15 protein-coding genes and 1 other RNA gene are annotated in these 18,452 nt (G+C 69.3%); 10 read left to right on the forward strand and 6 right to left on the reverse strand.

Translation table 11 applies throughout. The annotated features are described in order from the left end of the window. Positions 1 to 77 precede the first annotated feature (77 nt). Positions 78 to 725 carry an isochorismate family cysteine hydrolase YcaC gene (ycaC, locus tag NR798_RS35220; RefSeq protein ID WP_375766931.1) on the forward strand — a complete coding sequence of 216 codons (648 nt, stop codon included), beginning with the start codon at positions 78 to 80 and terminating at the stop codon, positions 723 to 725. 41 nt (positions 726 to 766) lie between these two features. Here ycaC and NR798_RS35225 read toward each other — a convergent pair whose 3' ends face one another. Then, positions 767 to 1,987, reverse strand: coding sequence for a cytochrome P450 (locus NR798_RS35225; RefSeq protein ID WP_375766932.1), 1,221 nt, complete (start codon positions 1,985 to 1,987; stop codon positions 767 to 769). Positions 1,988 to 2,069: 82 nt separating this feature from the next. Further along, the gene (locus NR798_RS35230) at positions 2,070 to 2,870 is read right to left on the reverse strand and encodes a hypothetical protein (RefSeq protein WP_375773870.1); all 801 of its coding nucleotides are present in this window, start codon (positions 2,868 to 2,870) and stop codon (positions 2,070 to 2,072) included. Between the two features lie 321 nt (positions 2,871 to 3,191). Here NR798_RS35230 and NR798_RS35235 point away from each other — a divergent pair, with 321 nt between their 5' ends. Next, the gene (locus tag NR798_RS35235; RefSeq protein ID WP_375766933.1) at positions 3,192 to 4,412 is read left to right on the forward strand and encodes a cytochrome P450; all 1,221 of its coding nucleotides are present in this window, start codon (positions 3,192 to 3,194) and stop codon (positions 4,410 to 4,412) included. Between the two features lie 52 nt (positions 4,413 to 4,464). Here the strand turns inward: NR798_RS35235 and NR798_RS35240 are convergent, their stop codons facing one another. Then, positions 4,465 to 4,623: a hypothetical protein gene (locus NR798_RS35240; protein ID WP_375766934.1), complete on the reverse strand. Its 159-nt coding sequence runs from the start codon at positions 4,621 to 4,623 to the stop codon at positions 4,465 to 4,467. Continuing rightward, a complete protein-coding gene (locus tag NR798_RS35245) occupies positions 4,620 to 5,102 on the reverse strand; it encodes a hypothetical protein (RefSeq protein WP_375766935.1) in 483 nt (160 codons plus the stop codon). The genes NR798_RS35240 and NR798_RS35245 overlap by 4 nt, the downstream gene beginning before the upstream one ends. A gap of 179 nt (positions 5,103 to 5,281) precedes the next feature. Here NR798_RS35245 and NR798_RS35250 point away from each other — a divergent pair, with 179 nt between their 5' ends. Beyond that, positions 5,282 to 6,199 (forward strand): ADP-ribosylglycohydrolase family protein, encoded by a 918-nt coding sequence (locus tag NR798_RS35250; protein ID WP_375766936.1) that lies wholly within the window; start codon positions 5,282 to 5,284, stop codon positions 6,197 to 6,199. Positions 6,200 to 6,229: 30 nt separating this feature from the next. Here NR798_RS35250 and NR798_RS35255 read toward each other — a convergent pair whose 3' ends face one another. Next, positions 6,230 to 7,204, reverse strand: a complete 975-nt coding sequence (locus NR798_RS35255; protein ID WP_375766937.1) for a protein kinase — start codon at positions 7,202 to 7,204, stop codon at positions 6,230 to 6,232. Positions 7,205 to 7,610: 406 nt separating this feature from the next. Here NR798_RS35255 and NR798_RS35260 point away from each other — a divergent pair, with 406 nt between their 5' ends. Beyond that, positions 7,611 to 8,993, forward strand: coding sequence for an amidohydrolase family protein (locus NR798_RS35260; RefSeq protein WP_375766938.1), 1,383 nt, complete (start codon positions 7,611 to 7,613; stop codon positions 8,991 to 8,993). Between the two features lie 55 nt (positions 8,994 to 9,048). Here the strand turns inward: NR798_RS35260 and ssrA are convergent. Then, positions 9,049 to 9,413, reverse strand: a transfer-messenger RNA (tmRNA) gene (ssrA, locus tag NR798_RS35265). 203 nt (positions 9,414 to 9,616) lie between these two features. Here ssrA and NR798_RS35270 point away from each other — a divergent pair. The 6 genes from NR798_RS35270 to NR798_RS35295 all read left to right on the forward strand — a co-directional run bounded on the left by NR798_RS35270 (position 9,617) and on the right by NR798_RS35295 (position 18,445). Beyond that, positions 9,617 to 10,975 carry a M16 family metallopeptidase gene (locus tag NR798_RS35270; protein WP_375766939.1) on the forward strand — a complete coding sequence of 453 codons (1,359 nt, stop codon included), beginning with the start codon at positions 9,617 to 9,619 and terminating at the stop codon, positions 10,973 to 10,975. Next, on the forward strand, positions 10,975 to 12,588 hold the full coding sequence (locus NR798_RS35275; protein ID WP_375766940.1) for a M16 family metallopeptidase: 1,614 nt from the start codon (positions 10,975 to 10,977) through the stop codon (positions 12,586 to 12,588). The genes NR798_RS35270 and NR798_RS35275 overlap by 1 nt, the downstream gene beginning before the upstream one ends. A gap of 171 nt (positions 12,589 to 12,759) precedes the next feature. Continuing rightward, positions 12,760 to 14,460, forward strand: a complete 1,701-nt coding sequence (locus NR798_RS35280; protein WP_375773871.1) for an OmpA family protein — start codon at positions 12,760 to 12,762, stop codon at positions 14,458 to 14,460. 84 nt (positions 14,461 to 14,544) lie between these two features. After that, on the forward strand, positions 14,545 to 15,873 hold the full coding sequence (locus NR798_RS35285; RefSeq protein ID WP_375766941.1) for a peptidoglycan recognition family protein: 1,329 nt from the start codon (positions 14,545 to 14,547) through the stop codon (positions 15,871 to 15,873). Between the two features lie 90 nt (positions 15,874 to 15,963). Beyond that, positions 15,964 to 17,295 (forward strand): pyridoxal phosphate-dependent decarboxylase family protein, encoded by a 1,332-nt coding sequence (locus tag NR798_RS35290; protein ID WP_375766942.1) that lies wholly within the window; start codon positions 15,964 to 15,966, stop codon positions 17,293 to 17,295. A 4-nt stretch (positions 17,296 to 17,299) separates the two neighbouring features. Then, the gene (locus tag NR798_RS35295; protein ID WP_375766943.1) at positions 17,300 to 18,445 is read left to right on the forward strand and encodes a DUF819 family protein; all 1,146 of its coding nucleotides are present in this window, start codon (positions 17,300 to 17,302) and stop codon (positions 18,443 to 18,445) included. The last annotated feature ends 7 nt before the right edge of the window (positions 18,446 to 18,452 follow it).

Raw genomic sequence — 18,452 nt, forward strand, 5'->3', positions numbered from 1 at the left:
TCACCGGCTACCTGGCGGACCGGCCCCTCCGCATACTCCTTACCCACACGACGCACCCACCCCACGGAGAACAAGCCATGAGCAAGCCCTACAACCGTCTCGACATCTCGAATGCAGCGGTGCTGCTGGTGGACCATCAGACCGGTCTGCTGTCGCTGGTCCGCGATTTCAACCCGGACCAGTTCAAGAACAACGTGCTCGCCCTGGCCCACCTCGCGGCCTACTTCAAGCTCCCGACCATCCTGACGACCAGCTTCGAGGATGGCCCCAACGGTCCGCTGATGCCGGAGCTGAAGGAGCAGTTCCCGAAGGCGCCGTTCATCCCCCGCCCCGGGCAGATCAACGCCTGGGACAACGAGGACTTCGTCAAGGCGGTGAAGGCCACCGGCCGCAAGCAGCTCATCATCGCGGGCGTCGTGACCGAGGTCTGCGTCGCCTTCCTGGCGCTCTCGGCCCTCGCGGAAGGCTTCGAGGTGTTCGTCGTGACCGATGCCTCCGGCACGTTCAACGAGATCACGCGCGACTCCTCCTGGAACCGGATGTCCGAGGCGGGCGCACAGCTCATCACGTGGTTCGCCGTCGCCTGTGAGCTGCACCGCGACTGGCGCCGTGACATCGAGGGGCTGGGTGCGCTGTTCGCGAAGCACATCCCCGACTACCGCAACCTGATGCTCAGCTACAGCGCCATCAAGGCAGCCAATCCCCTGCCCAAGTCCGTGCCTTGATGGCATAGGAGCGTTCACCGCCTCTCGGAACCGGGGTGGGACTAGAACGCCACGGGCAGGCTCACCAGCCCACGAGACTGGGCACTCGGGCGCCACGCGAGCGTCTCGGGCGCCGTGGCCAGACGCAGCTCCGGGAGCCGCTCCAGCAGCACCTCGAAGGCGACGATGGCCTCCAGGCGGGCCAGGGGCGCTCCCAGACAGAAGTGGATGCCATGACCGAAGGCCACGTGCTTGTTGGGCGTGCGCCCCACGTCGAACCGGTCCGGATCGGGGAATTGCGCTGCATCCCGATCCGCGGCCAGGTAGTTCACCCGGACGGCCTCATGGGCCTGGATGCGCTGGCCGTGCAGCTCCAGGTCCTCCTTCGGGAAGCGCAGGATGCTCAGCTCGAACGGGCCGCAGTAGCGCAGCATCTCCTCCACCGCCGAGGGGATGAGGGAGCGATCCTCCCGCAGCCGTTGGAGCTGCTCCGGATGTTGCAACAGCGCCAGCAGGCCGTTGCCCAGCAGGTTCCCGGTCGTCTCGTAACCGCCGACGAGCAAAACGAAGACCATGCTCGTCAGCTCCTCGGCGCTCAGCCGCTCCCCCTGCTCCTGCACGGCGAGCAACGCGCTGATCAGATCGTCCCCGGGCTGCTGACGGCGCTGCTCGAAGAGGTCCTCCAGGTACTTGATGAAGAGCTGGTGGACCTCGCGGGTCTTCTCCTGGGCGTCCTTCGACGGAGGGGTGAAGAACGTCTGCGACCACTCGCGGAACCGGTCCTGGTCCTCCGAGGGAATCCCCAACAGCTCGGTGATGACCATGACGGGCAGCGGAAAGGCGAGCACCTCGAGGAAGTCCGCCCCGGAGCCCTGGGCCTTCAGCTTCTCCAGCAGCGCCGAGCAGATCGCCATGATGCGCGGGCGCAGCTCCTCGATGCGGCGCGGGGTGAAGGCCTTGGACACCAGCGAGCGCCTCCGCGTGTGGTCCGGCGGATCCGCGGTCACCAGATGCTGGCTGAGGGCCCTGTTCTTATGGCTGAAGTAGCGCTGCCGGACCTCGTCGGGCAGGCGGGAGGGATCCTGCGTGAAGCGCGGGTCCCTCACGATCGAGACCACATCCGCGTAGCGCGTCAGCAGCCAGAAGTGCATCCCCGTCGCTGGATCCGTGATCCGGGCGGCGGGGAACTCCTCCCGCATGCGCTTGTAGAGCGGGAACGGGTTGGCGCGCACGTGGGGAGACCATAGCGTCTCTCCCTCCGCGAACAGGGGACTGGCCGTCATGGAGCGCTCCTTCGCAGGGTAGGGCTCCGACCTTAGAACTTCGATGCCTGGGGGTATAGGCCAGGAGTCAGAATGCCGGCGCTCAGGCGGCCGCGGAGCCCTGCTCCCGCTTCGGCAGGCCGAGCAGGTACACCATCCCGGCACCGCGCGTTTTCCGCACGCCGACCTCCCAGGTGTAGTCCGGAGCCTCGAGTCCCGTGAGCAGCTCGCGGAGATCATCCGGGGTGTAGGTGCGCGCATTGGACACGGCGCCATCCCAGGCAATGGCCAGCGGGAGAATCGGAAGGAGGTAGGTGAAGAGCAGCTGGCGAAGGCGCAGCGGACGGATGAGGGGCGTGAGGACCAGGACCATCAGCACGCCCACCGGAACCGCTGTCCACCACATCCAGCGCGGTTGAGAGTTGTCACTCATCTCGAAGACGCAGAGCGGCTGCCGCTTCGTGAAGGCATCCTCGAGGATGCGCCGGGCCACCGGTGGCGGCATGTGGTGGAAGCTGCAGAGCATGCTCCGCACCCCCTGCAGCCCCTCTGGCACCTTACCCGCATCGACCGGCTCGAGCTGATACCGGAGCTGTGCGGACCGCGGCCCTTCGTTGAAGTGCGCGGCACGGTGGGTGTTGGGATACAGGTCGGTCATCGTCGCCTGCGGACGCAGCCCATGCTCCTGCTCGAGCCGCTCCAGTGCCCAGGGGAGTGGGCCCCCGGCTCCTGAGCACAGATCGATGATTTGATTCGTTCCCGAATGCTGCAGGGCGCGTGCGAGGAGCGGCGTCAGCTCCCGCTCCGTTCCCAGCAGCCTGTGCATGACCGGGATGTACTGCGTCATGCAATCCCTCAGGGCCGCGGGAAACCAGCGGAAGTCTTCGAACTCGAACAGCTGCATACGCTTCACGGTGCACCTCACCTTCGAGCGAGCAATGCCTCCGCCCGTGTGTCAGCGCCGGGAAGCAGAACATCGGGGATGGCTGGTTGCTGGAAAAGAGGGTCGCCGCGATGAGCAGCAATGCTGAATGGCGTGACTTCCGCTTCAGACCACCGTTCCAGGCGTGTGCTCCTTCGTCGCCCTCCCCTCCGTACGGCCAGGCACAGGCTTCCCTCCTCCGGCCCCGGCTCCATCCAGCGCAAAAGAGCCGGGCTCCCGTCACAAGCGGGACGCGCCCCTTCCACAAAGACAACGTCTGAATCGACCCCTTTGTGAGGACCCATGCCCTCGTCCGCAGCGCCCGCGCTCCTGACTCCCGAAACCCTGAGCAATCCCTGGCCCATGTACCGGCAACTGCAGCAGGAGGACCCGGTCCACTGGTCGGAGTCGCTCCAGGCCTGGCTCGTCACCCGCCACGAGGATGTCACCGGGTGTTTCCGCGACCCGCGCCTGAGCGCCAACCGCACCCAGCTCTTCGCCGAGCACCAACTCGGGGGACTCGGGCCGGAGCTGGTGAAGGACTACCTCCGCGTGTCGGAGGGAATGATGCTCATGAAGGACGGCGCCGAGCACACCCGCCTCCGCCGGCAGGCCAACACGGGCTTCACCTCCGCGCTCATCGACGGATGGCGTCCCACCATCCAGCGCATCGTCGATTCGCTGCTCGACCGCGTCCAGGAGCAGCGGTGGATGGACGCGGCCGTGGACCTCTCCGAGCCCCTCCCCGCGCTCGTGATGACCGAGCTGTTCGACATTCCCGCCGAAGACCATGAGCGCTTCCAGCGGTGGTCCAACGACACGGCCACCTTCTTTGGCGCCGCGGTGGGGGACGTGAGGAGCGCGGCGCTCCGGGCCAACGAGGGCTCGGCCCAGCTCTCGCGCTACCTGACGGCGGTCATCGAGGCGCGCCGCGAGCGCCCTGGCAATGACCTGCTCAGCCTGCTGCTGCGCTACGAGGAGCAGGGCCGGATGAGCACCCAGGAGCTGGTATCCAATGCCGTCCTCATCCTCACCGCCGGGCACGTCACCACCATCGACCAGCTCAGCAACGGCGTGTACGAACTGCTGACGCACCCCGAGCAGCTCGAGCAACTGAAGCAGCAGCCGGAGCTGTGCAAGACGGCCGTCGAGGAGTTGCTGCGCTACACCCCCGCTGTGCCCTTCATGCACCGCGTGGTGGCGGAAGACCTCGAGCTGCGCGGGCGCACCCTGCGCAAGGGCCAACTGGTGTTCCTCGGCATCGCCGCCGCCAACCGGGACCCGGACGTGTTCGCCGACCCAGACCGCTTCGACATCACCCGCCAGAACAACAAATACGTGGCCTTCGCCTTCGGGCCCCACATGTGCCTCGGAGCCGGGCTCGCCCGCCGCGAGCTGGAGCTGGCCCTGCGGACCCTGTTGCGCCGCATGCCGGAGCTCCGGCTCGACGAGCAGCGGCCCCCGCGCCTCAAGTGCAACAGCCTGCTGTTCCGTGGGTTCGACTCGCTGCCCGTCCGCTGGTGAGCCCGGAGGCCGCTCGTCGCGGCGGGGTGGTCGTTTCCGCGCTCCTCCTGGCTCAGGCGCTCTTGCGCAGCTCCTGGAGGTAGCGGCCCACCACCTCCTGAAAGAGGAGGTGGTTGAGCAGGTAGCCCGGCGTGATGATGAACGAGAACAGGTCCCGGTTGCGACCGGTCGCCCCATTGCAGGCGGTCATCGTCGCGGGCGAGCGCCTCATTCGTAGAAGAGCTGTGCCTTGCACTTGGAGCAGTTGGCGATCTTGTCGTTGGTACGATAGATCCCCTTGCGCCAGATGCCGCGATTGCCGCAGAAGATGCACCGGTGTTCACCCTCGGCATCGTTCGAGTGCGGGATTGAGTAGTAGTTCGATGCGCTCACACGCATCGAGAGCATGATCACGATGAGGGTGAGCACGCCGCCGAAGGGCGCGGCCTCGAACCCAACGCTGGCGGTAGCGACCGCGGTGAGCCCCGCCCCAACCGCGAAGATCCACATGGCTCTGTTGCGCTTGCTGGCTTTGAGCTCCTCCCATGCGTCAATGGATTCGCTGTGAGGGTAGCCGCCGCCTCGAGGGCTGGCGGCTTCCGGCGGCTTCCGGCCCCTGCCGCCTTTTGCAGCCCGGAAGTTACGGCCGCACTGGGGGCAGAACCTGGCATCGGGCTGACACTCGGCCCCGCAATCGAAACACTTCTTCATCGGCCCTCCCTCCGCTGGCAGGCCACCGCAGGGCGTTGCGCCTGATGGGTAGCTCACCCTGGGTTTGAACTCAGCATACCTGGCTCATGCGCGAAAGCCCCAGGCAGGTGCTGGCGTACGTGACGGTGGAGTTGGTGTTGACTTGACACTTACATGCCGGATGCCGGAGAACCGGGAGCATGACGACGCCCGGAAAGTCCGCTGACCTCGCCGCGCGCCGGGAGCGCGCCCGCCTCTCACTCGAAGGACTATCGGTGGGAGACGCGTTCGGGGAGTGCTTCTTCGTGTCCCCAGCCGTCGCCCGGACGATGGTGGAGGAGCGGGCCCTGCCGCGCGAGCCGTGGCGCTATACGGACGACACGGAGATGGCGCTCGCCATCGTGCGCGTGCTCGAGGAGCACGGGCGCATCGACCAGGACGCGCTGGCGCGGCTGTTCGGCCAGCGCTACCGGAGGAATCCACGCCGGGGCTACGGCGCCACCGCGCACGACATCCTGCAGAAGCTCCACCTGGGGCTGCCCTGGCGAGAGGTGTCTTCCGAGGTCTTCGAGGGCACGGGCTCCATGGGCAACGGTGGGGCCATGCGCATAGCGCCGCTGGGAGCCTGGTTCGCGGATGACCTCGGACGGGTGGTGTCCGAGGCGCGGGCCTCGGCGGAGGTGACGCATTTCCACCCGGAGGGACAGGCAGGGGCCATCGCCATCGCCGTGGCGGCCGCGTGGGCGCACCGATGGCGGGAGACACGCCTGCCCGCGCGCCAACTCTTCGATGCCGTCCTCGACCACACGCCCCCGGGTGAGACCCGGGCGGGACTGGAAAAGGCGCGCGAGTGGCCGCTCGAGGCGACGCCCACGTCCGCGGCCCGGGCGCTGGGCAGCGGGCAGCGCGTCATCTCGCAGGACACCGTCCCCTTCTCGGTGTGGTGCGCGGCCCGGCACCTGGACAGCTATGAGGAGGCGCTCTGGAGCACGGTGGCGGGGATGGGGGACCGCGATACCACCTGCGCCATCGTGGGCGGCATCGTCGCACTGAGCGCGGGGCGCGAGTCCATCCCCCGGGCGTGGCTCTCGGCGCGCGAGCCACTCGACGCGGCCTGAGTTGGACCGGGGACCTCCAGCGGGGGCGCGCTACTCCATCTGTGCGGAGTCGCTCAGTGCGGGCAGATACCCCGTCCAGCCGAGGTCGTCATAGCCCTGCGGCCCCAAGTTGCCGGTGGTGGTCACGTAGCTGTCCTTGCGCTGCCAGAAGTGGAGCATGGGCACACTCATGGGCGGCGTCTTCGCGTAGACGTAGCCCTCCAGCTCCGCGAGGGCGAACTGGAGCAGGGGCAGCCCGCCCTCGGCACGGCCCGCCACCACCAGCGTGTCGACCAGCGCCTCCGACTCGAAGGCGAACCCCCGGGCCCGCGCTGGCTCGGTGATGGCCTCGCGCAACCCCGCTTCCGGCAGCGACAGCAACAGGTACAACGCACCGGAGAGCCTGGCGCCCAGGCCGGGCAGTGCCGCCAGCCGGGTGATGAAGTCCCCGCGGACGGTGGCCAGCAGCCGCACGCCGGGAATCCCCTCGGCCAACATGCCCAGGGACTCGGCGACGAGGGCGGCCTCCTCCGGCGCGGCCAGGGTGAGCAGTTCCTCCAGCTGGTCCACGAAGAGGAGGGTGTCGTGGGCGTCCTCGCGAGCCCGCAGGAGCCGCCCCAGCGCCCAGGGTCCAGCACGTACCGCGTCGGCCACCCGCGCCTCGTCCAGCCCGGGCACGGAGGCCAGCGCCGCCAGCCCTCGGGCCAGCCCCATGCCGATGCCGAGCGCCTTCTCCGAGGGCACGGGCGTCGACAGCTTGTCGAGGCTGTTGCCGCGGATGAGCTCGGAGACCAGGAAGGGGTGGCCCTGCACCTCGCCGATGCGATGGACGGCGACGATGTTGGGGTGCTGCAGCCGGGCGACCGCCCGCGCCTCGGTGCGGAAGCGCTCGCGCTGCCACTCGTCCGGAGAGACTCCGGAGAGGAACTTCACCGCGACGAGCCGATCCAGCAGGGTGTCCTGGGCGAGGTAGACCTCACCCATCGCCCCCTGCCCGAGCGAGCGGACGAGTTGGTACTCCTCCAACGTCGACGGTGGTTCCCATCGGGGAGCGGTCGTGTCCACGGTGCGCATTGCCGATGAACCCCCCCCACTCACGGACAATGGGGACTCCCTCGAGCAGGTGTGAAGCAACACGCTGAGGCAAGGCAGGTGGTGGACGGCTGCTCGCGGCGGCTTCAGCGGAAAAAGAAAACCCCGGCTCGCCTGATGGCGCCCGGGGCTTTTGCTTCATCCAGTGGAGGCGGCGGGAATCGAACCCGCAGACAAGGCGATAGGAAACCCCAAACTGGGGACACATGCGGCCCCACAGGGTCAAGCAGGGCACGGCGGCAGGGCCTGCGTGGCGCGCGTCACCTCCCTGCAGGGAAGTGGCTTGTCTTCACGCGGCGACCGGTGGAGGGTGGGGAGCCCCCTGCCGAGGAGCCGCGTGATGTCTTCTTTTTCCAGGCGATTGCTGGCGGTCGTTGGAGTGGTCCTGCTCTGGAGTCTCTCGGGGCCCGCCCGGGGCCAGGCGCCCGACGCCCAGGGGCCCGCGCGCCTCGCGCTGCGCGCCGCGAGACTCTTCGACGGGAAGAACGCCCGGCTCCTGCCGGACGCGGTCGTCCTCATCGAGGGACCGAGCATCCAGGCCGTGGGCACCCGCCTCCCCATTCCTCCAGGAACGCGGGTCATCGACCTGGGCGACGTCACCCTCCTGCCAGGGCTGGTGGACGCGCACTCGCACCTGCTGCTGGAGGTCCCGCTGGACAGCGATGGCTCCCTCCTGGACTACGTGGCCCGGACGAGTACCGCCGAGCGCGCGCTGCTGGGCGCGAAGCTGGGCCGCGAGATGCTGGAAGCCGGCTTCACCACGGTGCGCGATCTGGGCAACTCCGGTCGGAATGGGGACGTGGCGCTACGCAAGGCCATCCAGGAGGGCTGGGTAACGGGGCCGCGCCTCTCCGCGTGTACCCGCGCGCTCGCGCCGCCCGGGGGGCAGATGGACACGCTCCAGCCGCTGGCGCAGGGCCTCATCGAGGAGGAGTACGCCACCGTCTCGGGCGTGGAGGCGGCCCGGCGCGCGGTGCGGCAGGCGCTCTATGACGGCGCGGACTGCATCAAGGTCATCATCGACAACGGCCCCAACCTGCTCACCCTGGAGGAACTCAAGGCCATCACCGAGGAGGCGCACCGCCGCAAGCGCCCGGTGGCGGCGCACGCCACGAACGACGACAGCGTGCGCCTCGCGGTCCAGGCGGGAGTGGACTCCGTCGAGCACGCGTACTCGCTGCCCGAGGACGTGCTGGCGGCCATGGCGCGCAAGCGCATCTTCCTGGTGCCCACCGATATCGCGGCGGCGGATTGCGTCAGCGCCGGGGCGACGGCGGCCGACCCGGAGCTCCGGCGCCGCCTGGAGGAGCGCTGCAAGAAGGGCATTGCCCGGCAGCACGAGCGCCTCCGTCGCGCGGCGGCGGCGGGAGTGCCGCTCGCCGCGGGCTCGGACATGTACGGGGCGATACCGGGGCTGACGCGGGGACAGGCCAGCCGGCGGGTGCTCACCGCCTATGCCGAGGCGGGCCTGTCACCGGTGGACATCCTGCGCATGGCGACGGTGAACGCGGCGGAGCTGCTTCGCCTGCACGACCGGCTCGGCTCCCTCGAAGCCGGCAAGCTCGCGGACGTGCTCGCGGTGAAGGGGGACCCGCTGAAGGACCTGGGCGCGCTGGAGCAGGTCCGGTTCGTCATGAAGGAGGGCCGGGTGGTGCTGGACGCCCGGGCCGGGGAAGGACAGGCCGAGGGCGCCGCGTCTTGGCCCGACACCGAGGGCACATGAGGCACCGAGGGCAAAGAAAAAGCCCAGCAACCCGGTGAGATTGCTGGGCTTCTGAATGTGGAGGCGGCGGGAATCGAACCCGCGTCCGAAAGCCTTCCGTCCTTTGACCCTACGTGCGTAGTCCGCGATTTGTTACGTCCCCCAGACTCCCACGGACGGGATTCTGTGAGCCGGTCCTGGATGATCTCACCGCCGAGAGTCCAGGCACCCTCGACGGCCAGCCCGCATTATGACGGTCCTACCCCACCCCACGGGCCGAGAGCGGGGGGACCGCGCACTAGGAAACTGCTAGTTAGGCAGCCAGCGCGAGCTCAACGTTGTCGTTGGCTTTTGTGTCTGTGTCAGTGGTTTTACGAGCGAACTAACAAGCTCGGCACGCGTCTCGAACTTCCATGCCCCCGTCGAAACCAGGTCGCCCCCTTCGGGCACTTCAACTTCGCTTGCTGCTTCGTTACTCCATCTACCTTAACCGCTGACGGCGCCCGGTCAATCCTTCTGACGCCTCGCGATGTCGTCCTCCAACGGCCCCCTCCCCCCGCCCGCCCGCTCGTGGGAATAGCAAGTAGGCTGCGCCGTTCCCTCGCCCCCCACCTCGGGGGTGCTTCAGCGACCTGAGGACACGCATGCAACGCCGCTTCATCCCCCTCCTGCTGCTCCTGCTGGCAGTGGCCCTCCCCGCCGCCGCCGCCGAGCAGGCCGCCTCCCCCTTCTTCCCCTACCCCATGAAGGTCGATCGCCTGCCCAACGGGCTCACGGTCGTCCGCGTGCCCTTCAACTCGCCGGGCCTCATCGCCTACCAGACGGTGGTGCGCGTCGGCTCGCGCAACGAGGTGGAGCCGGGCCGCACCGGCTTCGCCCACTTCTTCGAGCACATGATGTTCAAGGGCACGAAGAACTTCCCCGAGGGCGAGCGCGAGAAGGTCATCAGCACCTACGGCTTCGACGACAACGCCTTCACCACCGACGACATCACCCTCTACCACTCGTACGGCCCCGCCGCCGGCCTGGAGAAGCTGGTGGAGATCGAGGCCGACCGCTTCCGCAACCTCGAGTACTCGGAGCCCTCCTTCCAGACCGAGGCGCTCGCCGTGCTCGGCGAGTACCACAAGAACGCCGCCCAGCCGTACCTGAAGATCGAGGAGGAGCTGGGCCGCACCGCCTTCACGAAGCACACGTACGGGCACACCACGCTCGGCTATTACGACGACATCAAGGCCATGCCCCAGGCCTACCAGTACAGCCGCACCTTCTTCGAGCGCTGGTACACCCCGGACAACGTCCTGCTCGTCATCGTCGGTGACTTCGACGACGACACGCTCATGCAGGCGGTGCGCAAGCACTACGGCCCGTGGGACCGCAAGAGCGCCACCGTCAACGTGCCCGCCGAGCCGCCCCAGACCAAGGAGCGCTCCGTCCACATCGACTGGCCCCAGAGCACCCAGCCGCGCCAGATGTTCGCCTGGCACACCCCGGCCGCCCGGCTCGAGACCTCCGACGCCGCCATCCAGACGGTGCTCGCCGACTACCTCGTCGGCCCCACCAGCCCGCTCTACAAGGAGCTCGTGCTGGACAAGCAGTTCGCCCAGCAGATCGGCAGCGACTTCTCCCTCCACCGCGATCCGCACCTCTTCAGCCTCGTCGCCGTCCTCCAGGAGGAGAAGCACCGCGGCGCCGTCCGCGACGCCTTCAACGCCGCCGTGAGGGAGCTCGCCACCGGCAAGGTGGACGCCGGCCGCGTCGAGGCCATCAAGAGCAACACCCGCTACGGCCTCCTCATGAGCATGGAGACGGCCAAGTCCGTGGCCACCCAGCTCTCCTGGTACGCCGGCATCTACGGCACGCCGGACGCGCTCGCCCGCCACTACCAGAAGGTCTCCGAGGTGAAGCCGGGCGACCTGATCACCTTCGCCAAGAAGTACCTCACCGCCGCCAACCGCACCCAGCTCACCCTCACCCCCAAGAAGGCCGGAGGCCAGAACTGATGCGTCCCCTCATGTCCCGCTCCCTCGCCCTCTGCGCCGTGCTGTGCCTCGGCGGCTGCGCCACCACCTCGCCCACCGCGCCCGCTCCCGAGGCGCCCCCGCCCCAGGCCGAGCAGCCGCGGGCGCAGGCTCCCGCCGAGCCTCCAGCGCCCACCTCCGTGCCCGCCGCGCCCCTCAAGCGCCCCGAGCCCCTGCAGCTCGTCGTCCAGGCCAACCCGGCCAGCCCCATCGTCAGCTTCCGGCTCGTCTTCCACTCGGGCTCGGTGGATGACCCGAAGGGCAAGGAGGGCCTCACCTCCCTCACCGCGGATCTCCTCGCCGAGGGCGGCACGCAGAGCCTCACCTCGGCGCAGCTGCTCGACGTCCTCTTCCCCATGGCCGCCGAGCTGAGCTCCTCCACCGACAAGGAGTTCACCGTCTTCGCCGGCCGCGTCCACAAGGACCACCTGCCGCGCTTCCTCGACATCTTCACCGACGTGCTCCTCAAGCCGCGCCTGTCGCCCCAGGAGTTCGAGCGGCTGCGCGCGCGGGCCCTCAGCGACGTGCGCAACGGGCTGCGCAGCGAGAACGACGAGCTGCTCGGCAAGGTGGCGCTCGACGCGCTCCTCTTCCAGGGCCACCCCTACGCGCACTTCGTGGGAGGCACCGAGAAGGGGCTCGAGTCCATCACCCTGGAGGACGTGAAGGCCCACGCCGCGCGCGTCTTCACCCAGGACCGGCTCGTCATCGGCCTGGCGGGCCCCGTGGACGAGGCGCTCCAGAAGACCGTCGTCTCGCGCCTGTCCGCGCTTCCGGCCACCGGCGCCCCGCGCGTGGAGCTGCCCGCCGTGCCCACCACCGGGGGCCGCGCCGTCGTGGTGCAGAAGCCCACCCTCTCCACCGCCGTCTCCATGGGCTACGTCACGCCCCTGCGCCGCGGGGATCCGGACTTCTTCCCCGTGGCCCTCGCCCTCTCGTACCTCGGCGAGCACCGCCAGTCCTCCGGCGTCCTCTTCAACGAGCTGCGCGAGAAGCGCGGCCTCAACTACGGCGACTACGCCTACGCCGAGCACTTCATCGAGCAGCCCGGCTCCACCTACAACCGCACCAACATCGCGCGCACCCAGCAGGACATCACCCTGTGGATCCGCCCCGTGGTGCCCGCCAACGGCGTGTTCGCCACCCGCGGCACCCTCTACTTCCTCGACCGGCTGGTGAAGCAGGGCATTCCCGCGGACAAGTTCGAGCTCAGCCGCGGCTTCCTCCTGGGCTACACCCGCCTGTGGGAGCAGACGGATCAACGCCGGCTCGGCTACGCCATCGACTCGCTCTTCTACGGCACGCCCGGCTTCCTGGAGCAGTACCGCGACGCGCTGGCGAAGATGACTCCCGAGTCCGTGCACGCCGCCGTCCGCCGGCAGCTGCGCCCCGAGGCCCTCAACTTCGCCTTCGTCACCCAGGACGCCGAGGCGCTCACGAAGCTCCTCGCGCAGCAGCCGCCCTCGCCCATCACCTACGCCTCCGCCAAGGCCCCCGCGCTCCTGGAGGAGGACAAGGCCATCATCTCCTGGCCGCTGCCCATCCGGCCCGATGCCATCCAGGCCGTGCCCGCGCAATCCTTCATGGAGAAGTAGCGCAGGGCTGTAGCAGGCAGGCACTCTCGCGGGGGTTTTCTTTCGCCCCCCGGGAGTGGGTGGTATGAGCCGACTCACGAGAAGGGCCCGAATTTCCGGGCCTCTCCCTGGGAGCGGTCCTTGCGAAGCGCAGCAACCCGACTCGCAGTGGTGTGCCTGCTGCTGGCCGGCATGTCGGCACGGGCGGACCATGATCCTTTCGCGCGCGGCTTCGACGCCGTGCCGCTGAAGGCCACCCCTGCCCAGAGGAGCGGCATCGCCCTCGAGGGCGCCAGTGCCGAGCCCGCCGGCAGTTTCCGGGGTTCCCTGCTCTTCGACTACACCCGCGGCCTCCTCGCCCTGAAGCTCGGCGACGAGAAGCTGGGAGATCTCCTCCCCTACCGGCTCGACGCCCACGCGCTCTTCGCCTGGCAGCTGCACCGCCGGCTGGAGCTCGCCGTGGACGTGCCCTTCACCCTCACGCAGGGTGATGGCTTCCAGCTGCTGCGCGACAGCCTCAATGCCCCGGACTTCCCCGGCGCCGCCGGAGTCACCCGGTTCGGCCTCGGGGACGTGAGGCTCCAGCCCCGCGCCTTCCTCCTGCTGCCCGAGGAGTTCCCCATCGGCGTTGCCCTCTCCGCCGAGGTGCGCCTGCCCACCGGGGATGGGGGCAGCTTCTTCGGGGAGCGGGGCGTGCTGGTGGCCCCCCGGCTCGCCGTGGAGCGCGCCTTCGGACCGGTGCGCGTGATTGGCAACCTGGGCATGCGCCTGCGCCCGCGGCACGCCCAGTACCTCAACCTCTACGTGGGCAATGAGGTGACGTTCGGCGGCGGGGCCGTGGTGGACCTGCCCGACATCGGCCGCCTCACCGACGTGCAGGCCATCGCCGAGATGCACCTGGCCACGCCCGCCTCCGCCCCCTTCAACTTCCGCCAGGCCGACTCGCTCAAGACGCCCTGGGGGGTGCTCGGTGGCGTGCGCGCCCGCATCTACGGCGGCTGGGGCTTCGAGCTGAACGTGGGCCGGGGCGTGACGCTCGGCAGCGGCTACGGCCGCGAGGAGCTGCGCGTCATCTTCGGCCTGCGCTACGACGAGACGTTCATCGACTCCGATGGCGACGGCGTGCCCGACTCGCGCGACCGATGCCCCATGGAGGCCGAGGACCTCGACGGCTTCGGGGACAATGACGGCTGCCCGGAGCTGGACAATGACGGCGATGGCATCACGGATGGCGAGGACCAGTGCCCCAACTCCGCCGGCTCCAAGGCCGATGGGGGCTGCGGCGACTCGGATGGCGACGGCGTGCCCGACGGCCAGGACCTCTGCCCCTTCATGGTCGGCCCCAAGAGCTATGACGGCTGCCCGGACACCGACGGCGACGAGGTGCCCGACAACGTCGACAAGTGCCCCGACCAGTCCGGTCCCCCCGAGGCCGATGGCTGCCCCATCGACAACCCGCCGCTCGTGGTCATCGAGTCGGACCGCATCCGCATCAAGGGCAACATCCTCTTCGAGACAGGCTCCGCCACCATCCAGAAGCAGTCCCTCAAGCTGCTCGACGAGGTGGCCATCGTGCTCGACCGCAACCCCGAGCTCGGGCCCGTGCTCATCGAGGGTCACACCGACAACGTCGGCTCGGACACCCTCAACCTGAACCTGTCCCAGCGACGCTCGCAGTCCGTGATGGACTACCTCATCTCCAAGGGCATCGAGTCCCGCCGCCTGCGCGCCAAGGGCTTCGGTGAGTCCAAGCCCATCGCGACCAACGCCACCGCGCTCGGCCGCGCCAAGAACCGCCGCGTCGACTTCCGCCTCATCAAGTCGGAGATCGAGACCCCCGCGCGCACCGTCCCCGCCGACAAGAAGGGCGAGGGCGACGCCGGGAAGCGGTGAGCGACTCTGGCAGCTAAAACCGTTTTAGCGTGACTTGCCTCATTTGCGGCGAGTAGTCTGCCATTCCCCCCACCGGAGAATGGCATGCACAAGCAGAAGTCCGCGTTGCTCGGTCGTCGTGGTTTCCTCCAGGGCACTGCCGCGCTGGGAGCGATACTCCTCGGAGGGCCGAGCGTCGCCAACGCGCGCCTCGCCGCGGCGGCCGCTGGCATCCGTGCCCAGGACTGGCACTCGCTGCCGCGCAACGACGGAAGCACCGTGACGGCCGGCCCCGAGTACCTGGGAGGTGACTTCCAGCTCGCGCGCGCCGCGGACGGCTCCTTCGAGCCGGGCCGGACCTTCATCTCCGAGGTCTTCCAGTCCACCGGCTGGTTCAACATGGTGGGCATGCACTGGGTGGCGGACGTGCCCGAGGGCACCACGCTGGAGCTCGAGGTGCGTGGCAGCCTGGATGGCACCGTGTGGGGCCCGTGGACGCCCGTGGGCCACGTGATGGAGGCGCGCGGTGACGAGGAGGTCCCTCGGGGGCTGGAGACGTTCACGGACGCGGTGGAGTTCGGCCGGGCCAGCGCCATGCAGTACCGCATCACCCTCGAGACGACCGACACGCGGCTGAGCCCCGTGGTGCGCCGCGTGACGGCTACGCAGATCGATGCGCTGGACTCGCCGGGCCTGGAGGATCTCGATGCGCGCGGGCACGCCATTCCCTTCCGCGTGGGCAACGGCGGAGCGCCGACGGCGCGGCTCATCCTGCGCGACGGACCGAACGGCTGGGGTCCCACGAATTTCGCGCCGGACTCGCCGTACTACTGGGAGCCCTACGCTGGCGTGTACCCGACGCAGTTCGTGACCATCCACCACACCGCGTGGGCCAACAACCCGGAGAACCCCGTCGCGACGGTGCGGGCCGTCTGGTACTACCACGCCATCACCCTGGGCTGGGGCGACGTGGGCTACCACTACCTGGTGGACCAGTACGGCAACGTCTACCAGGGCCGTGGCGGAGGCCATGCCACCGAGGCGGGCCACGTGTCCCGCTACAACCATCACAACATCGGCGTGTGCCTGCTGGGCCAGTTCGAGCCGGGCGCGCCCAACGTCCCGCCGGGGGGAGAGCCCACCGCCGAGGCCCTGGACAGCGCGATGCGGATGGCGGCGCTGCAGTCGGCGTACTGGGGACTCAATCCGCTGGAGCGGGCCGCCTATCCCAAGCCGGACGCCTCGTGCCGGCCGCAGCTCGTCAATCACCGCGTCTGCGGCCACCGCGACTGGGGCCGCGGGGCGAGCTGCGTCCGCACCGCCTGCCCGGGCATCAACGTCTACAAGCGCCTGCCCGCCATCCGCGAGCAGGCCGCGGCGCTCATCCCGGACATCAAGGACTTCCACCTGATGGAGATCCTCAAGCGCGGGTAACCGGGGCCAGCCGGGGCCGTGGGAGCAATGTCCACGGCCTTTCCCCTATAGTCCCGGGAGCCACCTTCCTCCCCCACTCCCGGAGATGCGATGTCGAAGAGCCCCCGCCTGGCTTCCCAGGGTCTGCCCCATCAGGACGTGCTCACACGGATGCGCCAGATGCGCACCGAGGATGCGCGCTGGCAGGAGGGGCGGACGTGGAGCCTCGTCTACAACGCGGGCGAGGACATCCGCCGCGTGGCCGCCGAGGCCTACACCGAGTTCATGTCGGAGAACGGCCTCAGCCCCCTGGCCTTCCCCAGCCTGAGGCGCTTCGAGGCCGAAGTGCTCGCCATCGCGGCGGAGCTGTTCCACGGGGACACCGCCGCCGGGACGATGACGTCCGGAGGCACCGAGTCCATCCTCATGGCCGTCAAGACGGCCCGTGACTTCGCCCGCGCCGAGCGCGGCATCACCGAGCCGGAGATGGTACTGCCCGCCTCCGTCCACCCCGCCTTCCAGAAGGCCGCGCACTACTTCGGGGTGAAGCCCATCAACGTCCCCGTCGCGCCCGACTTCCGCGCGGACGTGGCCGCCATGCGCGCCGCCGTCGGCCCGCGCACCGTGCTCGTGGTGGGCTCGGCACCTTCCTACCCGCACGGGGTGATGGACCCCATCTCCGAGCTGGCCGCCATGGCCCAGGAGAAGGGTGTCCTCTTCCACGTGGATGCCTGCCTCGGCGGCTTCCTCCTGCCCTTCGCGAAGCGGCTCGGCCACGACATTCCCGGCTTCGACTTCGCCGTGCCCGGCGTCACCAGTCTGTCGGCGGACCTGCACAAGTACGGCTACGCCGCCAAGGGCGCCTCCATCGTGCTCTACCGCACCCCCGAGCTGCGCCGGCACCAGTTCTTCACCTACGCCGGCTGGAGCGGCGGCATCTACGCCTCGCCCTCCATGGCGGGCACCCGCCCCGGTGGCGCCATCGCCGCGGCCTGGGCCATCCTCAAGTACCTCGGCGAGGAGGGGTACCTGCGGCTGGCCCGCACGGTGCTCGACACATCGAAGGCCCTGCGCGAGGGCATCACCGCCGTGCCCGGGCTGAAGCTGCTGGGCCGGCCCCCGCTCAGCGTCTTCGCCTTCACCTCGGACACCCTGGACGTCTACGCGCTGGGCGATGCCATGGAGGCGCGCGGCTGGAAGCTGGACCGGCAGATGATGCCTCCCGCGCTGCACCTGATGGTGACGCCCGCCCACGCGGCCGTGGTGGAGCCCTTCCTCGCGGACCTGCGCGCGTGCGCCGCCAGCCTCGCCTCCGGTGAGCCCGCTCCGGATGGCAGCGCCGCCATGTACGGCATGCTCGGTTCGCTCCCCGACCCCAAGGACGCCGAGGGCTTCATCCTCCAATTCATGGACGGGCTGTACGACGTCTCCGAGCAGGAGTGAGCCCATGAACGCCATGGGGCTCCCGTCGTTCCTGCAGGTGCTCACCCTCGTCGGCTTCCCAGGGCTCGCCCTGCTCGCCGCGCGCCACTTCAAGCCCGTGGCCTGGGTGGGCCCCGTGGTGGTCTGCTACGCCTTCGGCATCATCCTCGGCAACATCCCGGGGCTGGGGCTGCAGGAGCGGCTGAGCCTCTCGGTGAGCGAGGCCGCCGTTCCCCTGGCCATTCCCCTGCTCCTCTTCACCACGAACGTGCCCCGGTGGATGCGGCTCGCGCGGCCCACGCTGCTGTCCTTCGGCCTCGCGTGCCTGTCCGCCATGGTGGCCGCCACGGTCGTGGGCTTCGCCCTGTCGGACCGCTCGGACGAGTGGTGGAAGATGTCCGGCATGCTGGTGGGCGTCTACACGGGGGGCACCGCCAACATGAACGCCATCGGGCTGGCGCTCCATGTCCGCGATGAGACCCTCATCCTCCTCAACACCGCGGACATCGTCGTCGGCGCCGTCTACCTCCTCATCCTGGTGACGGTGGCCCAGCGGATCGCCCTCCTCTTCCTGCCGCGCTTTCCGAATGCCACCGGCTGGGATGACACCGAGGCGCAGGAGGCCGAGCAGGCTCCGGGGCTCACCGCGAGCCGGGTGCGCGGCATGGCGCGGGCCTTCCTTCTCGCCGCGCTCATCGTGGGCGTGTCCGTGGGAGGGACGCTCCTCGTGTTCGGCGGGCTGGAGGCGCCCGTGGTGCTGCTGCTCATCACCTCGCTGAGCCTGGCCGCGTCCTTCTCGCCCTCCGTGCGTGAGCTGCCGGGCAGCTACGCCATGGGAGACTACGCGCTGCTCGTCTTCTGCGTGGCCGTCGGTACGCTCGCGGACGCGAGCCGCATGCGCGACACGGGCCTCTTCGTCTTCGTCTTCTGCGCCGCCGTGGTGGTGCTCGCCGTGGGGCTGCACTTCGCCCTCGCCGCCCTCTTCCGCATCGACGCGGACACCGCCCTCATCACCTCCACCGCCACCATCTTCGGCCCCCCCTTCATCGGCCCCGTGGCGCGCGCCCTGCGCAACCGCGAGCTCATGGTGTCCGGCCTCACCACCGGCATCATGGGCTACGCCCTGGGCACCTATCTCGGACTCGCCGTGGCCTGGCTGCTGCGGCCCTGACGTACCT

The organism is Archangium gephyra (assembly GCF_042230915.1).
In the GTDB taxonomy this organism is placed as follows: Bacteria; Myxococcota; Myxococcia; order Myxococcales; family Myxococcaceae; genus Archangium; species Archangium gephyra_B.